Genomic DNA, 12,750 nt, shown 5'->3' on the forward strand with positions numbered 1-12,750 from the left:
TTTAACTTAGTAAATAAAAAGTTAATTTATGTGTATAAACATTTAATAAAAATTAATAATTTAATTTATTAGAGTTATCCTTTTTAAAAAAAATTAATCAGTTAAATTTTTATTTGTTTATAAATAATGATTAATATCCACAGTTGGTTTAATAAATATTAATCTCTTAAAAAATTAAGCTATATTGTTAACATAGTTGATAATTCAGTGGATAAAATTATGTTTAATCAAAGAAAAACTTTTAATATACATATGATTTCTGATGCAACCGGGGAAACTTTGCTTTCAAATGCGCGTGCGGTAATTGCTCAATATCCTGAAAAAAATGCGATAGAACATTTATATGTTATGATTAGAAAAGAACAACAACTAACTGAGATTTTTGATAAAATTAATAAAAACCCTGGAATAGTTCTTTATACGATTTTAGATCCAACGTTAGCAGAGATTATAAATAATTTTTGTAAAAAAATTAAAGTTCCTTGTGTTGGTATATTGCAACCTTTGTTATTAGCCTTTCAATATTATTTAGATAAACCAAATGTTCTTAAAGCTAGTGCTCAACATGCATTAGATGAAAATTATTTTAAACGTATCGCTGCTTTAGATTTTACTATGGCTCATGATGATGGTATGGGGTTAGATAGTATTAATGGTGCTGATATAATATTAATAGGTATCTCTCGCACTTCCAAAACTCCTACTAGTATATATTTAGCTAATAAAGGTTATAAAACAGCTAATATTCCATTGGTATCAAAAATTAAACTACCAATAGAATTAGATAAGTTAAAAGGTCCATTAATAGTTGGTTTGGTAGCAACCGCTAATAGAATTTCACAAATTAGACAAAATAGATTAGCTAAAGCAGATTTTTATAATGAAGAATATATCAGTCAATATTCAATAGCAGAAGAATTAATATTTGCACGAAGAATTTTTGAAAAATATAATTGGCCTATAATCGATGTTACAAGAAAATCAGTGGAAGAAATAGCAGCTAATATCGTTAATTTATTTAATAAACACATAGATGGTAACTAATGTTGATAGAAAAAATTATTTTAGCTTCAGAAAGTAAAATTAGAGCAGATCTTTTAACTAATGCTGGTATTAATTTTTTAGCAGTTAAAGCCAATATTAATGAAAAAGAAATTCAAAAAAATCTAGGTACATCAATAAAAGATATGGCATTATTTTTAGCTAAGGAAAAAGCATTATCTATATCTAAAATAAATGAATTTAATAATAAAATTGTAATTGGTTGTGATCAAACCTTAATTTTTGAAAATAAACTATTACATAAAGTAACTAGTAAAAAAGAAGCTTTTTTACGTTTAAAAAAATTTTCTAATAAAAGTCATATATTAGAAACAGCTGTAGTTGTAGCTAAAAATAATAAAATAATATGGAGTTATGTAGATCAATCTATTATTTTTTTTAGAAAATTATCTGATGATGAAATAAATAAATATTTAGATAAGCAAAAAGAAAAAATATTTAAATCTGTTACCGCTTATCAAATAGAGACTAGTGCTATTCAGTTTTTAAAAGAAATAAAAGGTGATTATTTTTCAATTTTAGGTTTACCTTTAATACCGTTAATTAATTTTTTAAATGATATAAGATAATAATGCAGCTATTTCTCATTGGTACGCCTATAAAACATTCTTTATCTCCATTAATTCATAATTATTGGTTAAAAAAATATAATATTAATGCAAGCTATACAGCTATAAATGTAAAAGAACAAGAATTTTTAAATTTTACTAATAATTTTAAAAATAATTTTTTTGCAGGTAATATAACCTCACCTTATAAAGAAAAAATTATAGATTTTTTAGATTTTTTTGATCCTTTAGTACAAGAAATAAATGTTTGTAATTGTGTGAAAATATTTAATAATAAAGTTTATGGGTATAATACAGATATTTTTGGGTTTTCAGCAGCTATAAAAAAACAGAAAAAAATATTTAACAATAAAATAGCATTAATAATTGGAGCTGGAGGAGCTGCAAGAGCTATAATTTATGCTCTATATACTCTTGGTTTTTCTAAATTATATATAGTTAATCGATCAGAAAATAAAATTTATTTATTACAACAATTATTTAAGCATAAAATTAATATAATTAATTGGAACCAAACTATAAATATTGAAGCTGATTTAGATTTAGTTGTAAATACTACTTCAGTAGGTCTAGCTAACAATGATAATAATTATTCTAAATTTTTTTCATTAGAGATGAAACAGTTAAAAAAAGACTGTTTAATAGTAGATTTAAATTATAACCCTAGTTTACCTTTATTTTTACAAGAAGCAAAAAAATATAATCTACCTATTTTAAATGGATTAGATATGTTAATTTATCAAGCACAAGAATCCTTTTTACAATGGTTTGGAATTAAACCATTAATAGATAATAAATTGAAAGGATTTTTAAAATGTTATTAGTAGGCTTAACAGGCTCTATAGCAATGGGTAAATCAACAATTGCTAATTTTTTTAGAGAAGAAAATATAGATGTTTTTTGTGCTGATGATATAGTAAAACAATTATATGAAAAAAATTCTATTATAAAGGAAATAGCAAAAATAGTACCTTTAGCTATAGAAGATAATAAAATAAATAGAAAAAAATTAACTCAACATATAATCAAAGATGAAAATATTTTAATAAAAATAGAAAATTTATTACAACCGCTAATTAAAGAAGAAAAAATAAAATTTATTAAAAAAGTAAAAGCGAAAGGAGCTAGATTCGCTGTTTTTGATATACCTTTGTTGTTTGAGAAAAAATATGAAAATCAATTTAATAAAATAATTGTAGTGGATGCACCGGTAGAAATACAAAAAAAACGCGCCTTAGCTAGAGTTGATATGAATGAAGAAAAATTAAATTTTATTTTGTCTAAACAAATAAATAATAAAGAAAAAGTAAAAAAAGCTGATTTTGTAATTAATAGTGCAATAAGTTTAGATTATAGTAAACAACAGGTTAAAAAAATAATAGATTTATTAAATGGAGTTGATGTTGAGACGTGATATTATTTTTGATACAGAAACAACAGGTTTATCACCTAAAGAAGATAGAATTATAGAAATAGGTGCAATAGAATTAATTAATTTTAATGTTACCGGTAAAGAATTTCATTATTATTTAAATCCTCAAGGCGTTAAAGTTAATATAAATGCTTATAAAGTACACGGAATAAGTGATGATTTTTTATTAGATAAGCCTAAGTTTCATGATATTATAGAGGAATTTTTATTATTTATAGAAGGAGCACATTTAGTAGCTCACAATGCTACTTTTGATATGAATTTTTTAAATGCTGAATTACAAAGGATAAAACGTCCAATTATAGATAATACTAGAGTCATTGATACTTTAGATTTAGCTAGAAAACAATTTCCTAATTCTGCTAATAATCTAGACGCTTTATGTAAGCGTTTTATGATAAATAATAGTCATAGGGTAAAACATGGTGCTCTATTAGATTCTGAAATATTAGCAGAAATATATGTAGAGTTAATGGGAGGTAAACAAACTAGCTTTGAATTAGATAAGGGAGATGAAAAATCTAAAAATTCATTTGAATCTCAAATAAATAATAAAATAACTAGACAGAATAAATATTTAGGACAAATTTCTGTAGAAGAACAACAGTTACATGAAGAATTTTGTCAAAAATTTGATGATAATTTTATTTGGAATAAATTAGCTAAAAATAGAGCCGTTGTAGAATGAGGGGGGAAAACTCCTACAACGGCTGTCGTTATACTCCATAGTGATAAAGAGAGGGGATATAATACACTATGTTCTAACATTAGCAGCTACTGTATAACGATTCGCGCATAATAATGTTATAATTTGTTTTTATAATGTTTATTTTATGTTAAAAAAAAGTTTTTTATACTTATAGGTAAGATAATAACATGTCAAAGAAAAAAAGAATTTTTTTAATAGATGGATCTGGGTATATTTTTAGATCTTATTATGCTTTACCTCCTCTTTTTCGTAAAAAAGATGGTTTGCCTGTTTCAGCTGTAGTTGGTTTTTGTAACATGTTATGGAAACTATTTACTGATATTAAAAAAACTGAATTAGATTCTATTCATATAGCTGTAATATTTGATCATTCATCTAAAAATTTTAGACATGATATTTATCCAGATTATAAAATTCACCGCCCTGAATTACCTAGCGACCTTATTCCGCAATTTTCATTAATAAGGCAAGCTACTAAAGCCTTTGGTATTGCTTGTATAGAGAAAAATGGTTTTGAAGCTGATGATATAATAGCTACTTATACGAGGATGGGTTTAGAAGAAGGTGCTGAGATAAGGATCATATCTTCTGATAAAGATTTATTACAATTAGTTAATAGTCATGTGAGTATGTATGATAGTTTAAAAAATAATTTAATAGGAATAGAGGAAGTTAAGCAAAAATGGGGTGTGCCTCCTGAAAGAATGATAGACTTACAGTCATTAGTAGGTGATTCTAGTGATGGTATACCCGGTGTGCCTGGCATAGGACCTAAAACAGCAGCTTTATTATTGAACGAGTTTGGTAGTTTAGATAATTTACTAAATAATTTACATTCTATAAAGCAACCTAAACGCAGAGAAGCTTTGCTTAATAATATTGAAAAAATTAAGTTAGCTAAAAAATTAGTTACTTTAGATCAATATGTTGATTTAGATAAATCTTTAGATCATCTATGTTTACCGGAAATAAATGGAGTAGCTTTAGTAGCTTTTTTAAAAGCTATAGAGGTAACAACTCTAACTAAAAGAGTGGCTGCAGCTACTGGTTGTTATATTGAAAATATAGAGGCTGCAGATATAATTGTTGACTGGGTTAAGCCAGAGGTAGAAAGTAAACAAGAGGATTTTAGTGATAATAATCAGCAATTATCTTTATCATTTGCTCATCAAGCCGATAACAGAAAAATTTCTGAAAAAATTCAGTCTAATTTAATAAATATAGATTTTAATTATCAAAATTATAAAATTATCAATAGTGAAGATGAGTTAATTTTATGGTTAAATAAAGCTAAAGATCAAGGTTATTTGTCATTTAATATTATTACCGATAATTTAGATTCTATTGATGCTAATATGCTTGGTTTTTCTATAGCTTTAACTGCAGGAGAAGCTGCGTATATTCCTTTACAACATATAGATCCGTTAAGTAATGAAAAATTAGAGAATCAACTACCTATGTCTATTGTTCTGAATATTTTAAAACAATATTTAGAAGATGATTCGATATTGGTAATAATGCAAAATGCAAAATATAATATGCATATTATGTATAAAAATAATATTAATATAGCTGCTTTTGATGATACCATCCTTATGGGGTATATTTTAGCTAATGGTTTAATCTCTTGTAATTTAGAGGAGCTAACTGCTAAATATCTATCATATACATCGACTATATCTAAAGAAATCAGCAATAATAAAATATATAAAAACTTTGCTACTGTAGATCTCGAACATGCATCTGTTTATATAGCAGAAATTAGCGATATGATTTTAAGATTATGGTTTATTTTAAAACAACTATTAATAGAGGAAAAAAAATTACAAATCTATGAAAGGATAGATAAACCATTAGTTAAAAGTTTGTTATTTATGGAAATAGCTGGAGTTAAAGTAGATGTTCAGCTGTTAGATAATTTATCTGAAGAATTAACCATTATAACTGCTAATTTAGAGCAAGAAATATATGCAATGTCTGATACAGATTTTAACCTAGCTTCACCTAAGCAATTAGGTGAAATTTTATTTGAAAAATTAAAATTACCCTTAGGTAAAAAAACTAAAACAGGACAATGGCAGACTTCTTTACAGATTTTAGAAGAGTTAAATTTAGCAGGTTTTGAAATAGCACAAAAAATTATAGATTGGCGACACGCGACAAAACTTAAAACTACTTATACAGACGCCTTACCAGCTTATATTAATAAAGAAAGCGGTCGTATCCATACTAATTATTCTATGTCTCTCACTTCTACCGCACGTTTGTCTTCTAATAATCCTAATTTACAAAATATACCAATTAGACATGAGTTAGGTAAAAAGATCAGAAGAGCTTTTATTTCTAAAAGTGGTTATAGTTTTATTTCTGCTGATTATAGTCAGATAGAACTGAGAATATTAGCAGAAATGGCTAATATTCCAGCTTTAAAGGAAGCTTTCAGAAAAAATATTGATATACATTCATTAACAGCTACAGAAATATTTTCTATCAGTTTAGATAAAGTTACAGCCGACCATCGACGTAAAGCAAAAGCTATTAATTTTGGAATTATTTATGGTATATCTTCCTTTGGTTTATCAAAACAATTATCTATTCCTAATAAAGAAGCGGATCTTTATATAAAATATTATTTTGAACGTTTTCCGCAAATTTTATCTTATATGGAAGATATTAAAAGATATGTTAGTAAAAAAGGTTATGTAAAAACGTTATTTGGTAGGAGGATGTATTTTCCTAATTTGTTAAACTCTAAATCAGCTTTAAAAGCAGGTTATGAAAGAGCTGCAATTAATGCTACGTTACAAGGCACTGCAGCTGATATAATTAGACGAGCAATGTTTTTAGTAGATAATAAATTAAAAGAGCAAAATTTAGATATAAAAATGTTATTACAAGTGCATGATGAATTAATTTTTGAGGTTAAAGATGAAGAAATATCTATAGCGGAAAGAATAATAAAAAACACTATGGAAAATGCTACATTTCCTTATTTAACTAATAATTTAAATTTAAAAGTAGATGTTAATCATGCAAAAAATTGGGGTGATGCCCATTAAAGGAAAAAATGAATTTATTGACTATATGTAGTGAGTTTATTTATGATCATTATGGGATAATAATTGCTTTATTAAGTTTTTCATTGTCTCTAGTTGCTTCTATACATGCTCTTATGAATAAGAATGATGTAAGTAGTGCTGTAGGTTGGGTTGTTTTTATTCTGTTTAGTCCTCTTTTAGGCGCTATCATATATTTCATATTTGGAATAAATCGTATTAGGCGTAAAAATATTAAACAATTAAGAATAAGAATGAAGCAAGAGACAACAAAGCAAGAAAATGATCGTATTTGTAACTTTATTAAAGAACAAAAAAATAACTCATTAATCTCTCTTAATAAGTTAGGAGATTCTGTTTCTCGTTTTTCGATGACTTATGGTAATGAGATTGAATTGCTTGTATCAGGTGATTTAACTTATCGAGTCATGTTAGAATATATCGAGAAAGCTGAAAAAAGTATAATTTTAGAAAGCTATATTTTTGATAGAACCGGCATAGGAAAAACATTTGTAGAAACATTAAAACGAGCAGTAGATAGAGGCGTAGAAGTTAGAGTATTAATAGATGCCGTTGGAGCGAGATATTCTTTTCCTAGTGTTTATAGATCATTAGTAAATAATAACATTCCTGTAGCTACTTTTAATGGTAATTTGATTGCAGGTTTAAGATTACCTTATGCTAATTTAAGAACTCATAGAAAAATTTTGATAATTGACGGAGAAGTCGCTTTTACCGGTGGTATGAATATTTCTAATAATTATTTTACGGAATATAAAAAAGAAGGATGCTTTCAAGATGTACATTTTAAGGTAAAAGGTCCTGCTGTACGTGATCTATTTAAGTTAGCCTTAGAGGATTGGTATTTTACTACTAAAGAGAATTTGAATACTGAAAGATGGTCAATAAAAAAAGCTGATAATTTAAGCTCAGAAAATAGTTTAGTTAGAGTAGTAGCTTCTGGGCCTGATGATGATTTTTCTACAAATTTAAAAATTATTATTGGCGCTTTATCTGTAGCACAAAAATATATTTATATTTCTACTCCTTATTTTTTACCGGATAATTGCTTTATTGTTTCGTTATTAACCGCTGCTAGGCGTGGGGTAATGATAGATATTGTTGTACCATACAATAATAATGTTAAACTTATCTTTAAGGCTATGTTTGCGCAATTTAATCAATTGTTAACTCAGAATTGTCGAATTTGGTTATCTCAAGGGCAGTTTGATCATTCTAAATTATTTACAATGGATGGTGTGTGGAGTTATGTAGGGTCTAGTAATTTAGATCCACGCTCTTTTAGGTTAAATTTTGAAGTAGATATGGAGATAGTAGATAAATCTATTGCTAATAAAATTGAAAAAATAATTAATAATCGTAAACAACACGCCATAAGAGTCACTAATAAAATGTTAAGAAATCAGCCTTTTTATCGTAGGTTAATTAACAAAGTTATTTGGCTTGGTTCTGCTTATTTATAAGATGTATGTGAAAATACTATCAATTAGGTAAATAGTTTGGCTTTATGAGCTAGTAATATCAAGAAAAAGGTGCTTTTATATCTGTTATTTAATAAATTGTCAGGTTCGGCAGATTATTTATAAATTATACACGTGCAATATCGTAGTGCTAGGCAAATAATTTGTTCCTGAGTTAATAATATTAAGTAACTAGTAATTTATTTGCTATCTAACAAATTATCATGTCAAGAAGATTATTTATAAATTATATACGCGTAATATCGTAGTGCTAGGAAAATAGTTTGCTACTGAGTTAATAATCTTAAGAATTCGTCTATTTTTACCGCAAGTTATTTAACAAGGCTCTAGGGCGACTTCTACTATAATCTATCTGTGTGTAGTATAGCTGTGATAGGTAAATGATCTGATGCTTTACGAGCTAATATAGTATCATGAGCTTTTATTTGTGAAATAATTTGAGTAGGATTAGCAAAAATTTTATCTAGTGGTAGGATTGGGAAATTAGCTGGAAATGTAGGTATATTTTTCTGTGTGATATTAAATAAGTGATTTAAATAATTAAGCGATGAATTAGATGTTCTTCTCCATTCATTAAAGTCACCTAATAATATAACTGGTCTGCTAGGGTATTTAGCTAATATTTCCATAAGATATTTTATTTGTTTTATTCTGGTTTTTTTTAATAGACCTAAATGTGCTGAAATAACTAATAAATTTTTATTATTAATTTGCAGTTCAGTAATTAATGCTCCTCTAGGTTCTATTTTGGGAAGTGTTATTTGTTGTAGATAGGCTAATTTAAACCTACGAAATAATAATAAATTGCCATGCCATCCATGACTATTAGGTTTTTTTGTTATTATAGGAGCGGTTTTTAGTCCAGTTATTTGTTCTAAATATTTAAGATCTAATAATCCTTTTTTATTACCAAATCTTTTATCAGCTTCTTGTAAACAAATTATGTCGGGATTTATTTCGGCTATTACTTTAATTATACGATAAGGATCAAACTTTTTATCGATTCCTATACATTTATGGATATTGTATGAAGCTATTTTGAACTTATTCATTTTATTTTTAGCCCTTATTTATTAATAAGGGCTAAATACATCCTATGTTAGTCTTTTTTTACACCAATCAATTGTAGTAAAAATATGAATAGATTGATAAAATCAAGGTATAAGGTTAATGCACCAATGGTTATTTTTTTAAGCTTTTGTTCGCTTTCATCAAATTCATGATAAATTGCTTTAACGCGTTGTGTATCATATGCAGTTAAGCCAGAAAAGACTAGTACGCCAGCAATAGATATTATAAATTGGAAGAAAGAAGATTGTACTAAAAATATATTAACTAATGAGGCAATAATGATACCGAACAAACTTAGTAACAAGAAAGTTCCCAAGCCAGAAAGGTCTTTTTTAGTAGTATAACCATATAATGATAGGCACGCAAAAGAAGCTGAAGTTATAACAAATACTTGTGTTATACTAGTTTGTGTATAGGTTAGAAAAATAGAGGACAGCGATAAACCAAATAGTAAAGAAAATACTAAAAATAAGTTACGGGCTGTATTGGCTGATAAACGCGTCAACGAAAATTGCATAAAAAAGACTAATGCTAGCGGTGCAAATATTAACACATATTTGAATGGAGATAAATAAACTGTAGCTCCTAATTGGGTTAACATCATACCATTATAATGAGCAACGGCTAAATTCACATCATTAGTAGTAGTAAGGGTACTAAAACCTAATGCGGCTAAGGCGCTAACTACTAACCCTGTTGCCATCATTAAATATACACCAAGCATATAGCTACGTAAGCCTGCATCAAAATGACTCGTTTTTGTATATAGCTGAGCGTTTGTTTTATTTGGAAAATTCATTAGACACTCCATAAGTAAGTTATAAATATCTCCTTGGCGCATTATACTATATTAATTATAGATTACGCAAGGTTAATAATGGAACTATTAAAAAATTAAGTTGTTACCTAAGTTATAATTATTTAATCCGTTAACAGTTATATTAAATTTTACTGAAAAGACAATATTAGCTTTAACAAGGGTAAATTTATATATAAACTTATAATTAATGTTTAGGAGTCACTTATGGTTGCACACGGGTCAACTAATTCTAAAAAAAATAAATTTATCTATAAAGGATATTATTTAGCTTTTTTTTGTGTTACTAGTCTGTTCTTTATGTGGGCAGTTGCTAATAACTTAAATGATGTTTTAACCAAACATTTTCAAAATGCCTTAGACCTTACCCCAACTCAATCTAGCTATATTGCTACGGTTTATTTTTTAGGTTATTTTTTTATGGCTTTACCTGCAGGCTTGATAATGCATCGTATTGGTTATAAAGGCGGTATCATAGTAGGCTTAACCTTATTTGCTTGCGGCGTTTTCTTATTTTATCCCGGAGCTTATATAAGATCTTTTGGTTTTTTCTTATTTGCTTTAGCTATTATTGCAAGTGGGGTAACTTTTTTAGAAACAGCTGCTAATCCTTTTATTACTATAATGGGCTCGCCTGAGACAGCGTCGCAACGGTTGAATTTTGCGCAAAGCTTTAATGGTTTAGGAGCTTTTGTCGCATTAATTTTAGGTGGAAGTTTTATTCTTTCAGATACTCATATTAGTAAAGCTGAAATAGCAAGTTGGACTCCAGAGGTACAAGAGGCTTATAGGGTATCAGAAGCGCTTTCTGTACAAACACCATATTTAATTTTTGGCTGTGTTGTGGTTGTATTGATAGTATTATTCTCTCTAGTAAAAATGCCAGATGTTAGTAAAAAGATGGTAGTTAAAATTGAGAATCAAGAACCTACCACAGCAAGCTATAGTCGATTACGTTTAGCGATAGTGGCGCAATTTTTTGCTGTTGGTTCTCAGATAGCTGTATCGGTTCACTATATTAATTTTGCTCAATCTGTACATCCATCTTTAACTGATAGTTGGGCTGCTTATTATGTTGCATTTAGTATGGCAGGTTTTATGATAGGGCGTTTTTTTGGAACATTTTTATTGAGTTTTATTTCCGCAGCTCAATTATTATTGCTATATTTTTCACTTTGTATACCTCTATCTATAGGAGCCATTTTCTTTGATGGTATTTTTGCTGTTATTTGTTACGGCTTATTGTTAACTTTTATCTCTATTGGTTTTCCTACTATTTTTTCAATGGGTATTACTGGTTTAGGACGCAGAACTAAGCTAGGTTCATCTTTGTTGATTATGTCTATAGCTGGAGCTGCTTTAATTCCTTTGTCTTTTGCTAAAGTTGCTGAATTAACTAATTCATGGCAAATAGCGATGATTGTTCCTATGGTTGCTTTTTTAGTAGTTATAGCTTTTGCAGTATATTGCATTAAAAAACCTCAAATATAGGAGCATTTATTATGATTAAAAAAAGACTAGTAAAAAAAAGTAATTTATTATTAACAACCTTAGGTTTTGGTTCAGCTACTTTAGGTAATCTATATAGAGAAACTACTGATGCTGAATCGCTATCTACTGCTAATCTTGCCTATGATAAAGGTATAAATTACTTTGATACAGCTCCTTATTATGGTTTTGGACTAAGTGAGAGACGTCTAGGTAATAGTTTAAGAGGTAAAGATTTTATTATTTCTACTAAAGTAGGACGTTTGTTAAAACCTATAGTAGGGTATAATAAAGGAATTATCGAACGTCATGGTTTTATGTCGCCTATGCCATTTGAGCCTATATATGATTATTCATATGATGCTATTATGAAATCGTGGGAAGAAAGTATACAGCGTTTAGGTTTAGATAAAATTGATATTTTATATATTCATGATATAGGAAAATTAACTCATGCAGATAAAGCGGATTATTATTTTGAACAATTAACTAAAGGTCGAGGTTTTGCTGCGCTTGAAGAATTAAGACAACAAAAACTTATTTCGGCGTTTGGTATAGGGGTAAATGAATGGGAAATAGCTGCAGACGTGGTGAAACATGCAGATATAGATTTAATATTATTAGCAGGTCGTTATAGTTTATTAGAGCAAGAATCATTGAAAGAATTTTTTCCTTTATGTGTTGCTAATAATGTTTCAGTTGTTGTTGGTGGACCCTATAATTCTGGAATATTAGCTGTAGGAACTAAGAGTAATGGAGTACTTTATTATAATTATCAACCAGCTCCTGAGCATATAGTTAAAAAAGTTAAATTAATAGAAGCCCTATGTGAGAAATATAATGTTACCTTAGGTGCTGCTGCACTGCAATTTCCATTAGCAAATGAAACTGTAGTATCAGTAATACCTGGTATGAGATCTGAAAAACAGGTATTACAATCGTTTAATTTTATGCAAGAAAAAATTCCTTTAGAATTTTGGCAGCAATTAAAGGAACATTCATTATTAAATGAGGATGCTCCTATCCCAAATATTGAAGGTTAAC

At 27.8% G+C, this 12,750-nt stretch carries 11 protein-coding genes; 9 read left to right on the plus strand and 2 right to left on the minus strand.

Going from position 1 to position 12,750, the window contains the following annotated elements; all coding sequences use genetic code 11:
• Window positions 1–219: 219 nt before the first annotated feature.
• The 7 genes from AB6T46_RS00175 (at window position 220) to cls (ending at window position 8,312) form a co-directional block, all read left to right on the plus strand.
• Window positions 220–1,044: a pyruvate, water dikinase regulatory protein gene (locus tag AB6T46_RS00175; RefSeq protein WP_370931444.1), complete on the plus strand. Its 825-nt coding sequence runs from the start codon at window positions 220–222 to the stop codon at window positions 1,042–1,044.
• Window positions 1,044–1,631 (plus strand): nucleoside triphosphate pyrophosphatase, encoded by a 588-nt coding sequence (locus AB6T46_RS00180; protein ID WP_370931445.1) that lies wholly within the window; start codon window positions 1,044–1,046, stop codon window positions 1,629–1,631. The genes AB6T46_RS00175 and AB6T46_RS00180 overlap by 1 nt, the downstream gene beginning before the upstream one ends.
• Before the next feature lie 2 nt (window positions 1,632–1,633).
• The gene (gene aroE, locus AB6T46_RS00185) at window positions 1,634–2,455 is read left to right on the plus strand and encodes a shikimate dehydrogenase (protein ID WP_370931446.1); all 822 of its coding nucleotides are present in this window, start codon (window positions 1,634–1,636) and stop codon (window positions 2,453–2,455) included.
• Window positions 2,446–3,045, plus strand: coding sequence for a dephospho-CoA kinase (gene coaE / locus AB6T46_RS00190; protein ID WP_370931447.1), 600 nt, complete (start codon window positions 2,446–2,448; stop codon window positions 3,043–3,045). The genes aroE and coaE overlap by 10 nt, the downstream gene beginning before the upstream one ends.
• Window positions 3,032–3,751: a DNA polymerase III subunit epsilon gene (dnaQ, locus tag AB6T46_RS00195; RefSeq protein ID WP_370931448.1), complete on the plus strand. Its 720-nt coding sequence runs from the start codon at window positions 3,032–3,034 to the stop codon at window positions 3,749–3,751. Before coaE ends, dnaQ begins: the two co-directional genes overlap by 14 nt.
• A gap of 188 nt (window positions 3,752–3,939) precedes the next feature.
• Window positions 3,940–6,831 (plus strand): DNA polymerase I, encoded by a 2,892-nt coding sequence (polA, locus tag AB6T46_RS00200; protein ID WP_370931449.1) that lies wholly within the window; start codon window positions 3,940–3,942, stop codon window positions 6,829–6,831.
• A gap of 8 nt (window positions 6,832–6,839) precedes the next feature.
• Complete coding sequence (gene cls / locus AB6T46_RS00205; RefSeq protein WP_370931450.1) at window positions 6,840–8,312, plus strand: cardiolipin synthase; 1,473 nt, start codon at window positions 6,840–6,842, stop codon at window positions 8,310–8,312.
• Window positions 8,313–8,671: 359 nt separating this feature from the next.
• Here the strand turns inward: cls and AB6T46_RS00210 are convergent, their stop codons facing one another.
• Entirely contained in the window at window positions 8,672–9,382 is a 711-nt protein-coding gene (locus tag AB6T46_RS00210; RefSeq protein ID WP_370931451.1) for an endonuclease/exonuclease/phosphatase family protein, read from the minus strand.
• Between the two features lie 47 nt (window positions 9,383–9,429).
• Entirely contained in the window at window positions 9,430–10,200 is a 771-nt protein-coding gene (locus AB6T46_RS00215) for a Bax inhibitor-1/YccA family protein (RefSeq protein WP_370931452.1), read from the minus strand.
• 225 nt (window positions 10,201–10,425) lie between these two features.
• On the opposite strand from AB6T46_RS00215, the gene fucP reads away from it, so the two are divergent.
• Window positions 10,426–11,709, plus strand: coding sequence for an L-fucose:H+ symporter permease (gene fucP, locus AB6T46_RS00220; protein WP_370931453.1), 1,284 nt, complete (start codon window positions 10,426–10,428; stop codon window positions 11,707–11,709).
• An 11-nt stretch (window positions 11,710–11,720) separates the two neighbouring features.
• A complete protein-coding gene (locus AB6T46_RS00225; protein WP_370931454.1) occupies window positions 11,721–12,749 on the plus strand; it encodes an aldo/keto reductase in 1,029 nt (342 codons plus the stop codon).
• Window position 12,750 lies beyond the last annotated feature (1 nt).

Source organism: Bartonella sp. DGB1 (genome assembly GCF_041345015.1).
Classification (GTDB): Bacteria; Pseudomonadota; Alphaproteobacteria; order Rhizobiales; family Rhizobiaceae; genus DGB1.